Raw genomic sequence first — 1,058 nt, forward strand, 5'->3', positions numbered from 1 at the left:
GGTCGAGGCCGCGGGTGGGCAGCGGGTGTCCTGCGGGCACGGCGGTCCAGCTTCCTGAGCCGCGGCGGGACTCCAGGAAGCCGTCGCCGCGCAGCGCCTCGAAGGCCCCGGCGACGGTGGTGCGGCTGACGGAGAGGGCCGCGGCGAGCTCGCGCTCGGCGGGCAGCCGGGTGGCGACGGGGATCCGGCCCTCCACGACGAGAAGGCGCAGGCCGTCGGCGAGGGAGCGGTACGCGGGGACGCGGCGCGCTCCGGCGGCGCGCTGCTGGGAGGCGAGGAGCCGGGCGAGCTGGGGGGCGCCCACGGCGGAGTTCCACTGCGCCATGCTGATCAGTCCACCTTTCCGGAATTGGCCGTGGAAGTGGCCTGCTTCTGGGTCACAGGGTGCCATGAATCTGTTGGGTGGCACGCGAAAGGGTGGCGCTTTGTCCGGAACGAGGGGATCCAGGGGCCTGCTGGTCCGTCGCCTGGTGCAGCTGTACGGGGGTCTGGTGCTGTACGGGGCGAGCGCGGGACTGATGGTGCGCGCCGGGCTGGGGCTCGACCCCTGGGACGTCTTCCACCAGGGGGTGGCGCGGCACTCGGGCCTGTCGATCGGCACGGTCTCGATCGCCGTGGGCGCGCTGGTGCTGCTGCTGTGGTGGCCGCTGCGGCAGCGCCCGGGTCTGGGCACGGTGTCCAACGTGGTGCTGGTCGGCCTGTCGATGGACGGCGCCCTGTGGCTGGTGCCGCGCCTGGACCCGCCGGCGGCGCGGGTTGCGCTGATGGCGGCCGCGGTGGTGCTCAACGGGCTGGCCACGGGGCTGTACATCGCGGCCCGGTTCGGCCCCGGACCGCGGGACGGCCTGATGACGGGCCTGCACGCGGCAACCGGCCGCTCGATCCGGCTGGTGCGGACGGGCATCGAAGTGCTGGTGCTGCTGAGCGGGATCCTGCTGGGCGGCTCGGCCGGCGTGGGGACCGTGGTGTACGCGCTGGCGATCGGGCCGCTGTCGCAGTACTTCCTGCGGGTGTGCGCGCTGCCCGGGGACGGCGACCCCTCCCGGGTGGTGGCACGG

At 74.6% G+C, this 1,058-nt stretch carries 2 protein-coding genes; one reads left to right on the plus strand and one right to left on the minus strand.

From position 1 onward, the window contains the following. The coding region (locus G5C65_RS37620; protein ID WP_165303539.1) for a GntR family transcriptional regulator at positions 1 to 325 on the minus strand (325 nt) is incomplete at its 3' end. Between the two features lie 64 nt (positions 326 to 389). On the opposite strand from G5C65_RS37620, the gene yczE reads away from it, so the two are divergent. Next, a partial coding sequence (gene yczE, locus G5C65_RS37625; RefSeq protein ID WP_478501625.1) for a membrane protein YczE occupies positions 390 to 1,058 on the plus strand: 669 nt, incomplete at its 3' end.

This window comes from Streptomyces boncukensis, from assembly GCF_011045075.1.
In the GTDB taxonomy this organism is placed as follows: Bacteria; Actinomycetota; Actinomycetes; order Streptomycetales; family Streptomycetaceae; genus Streptomyces; species Streptomyces boncukensis.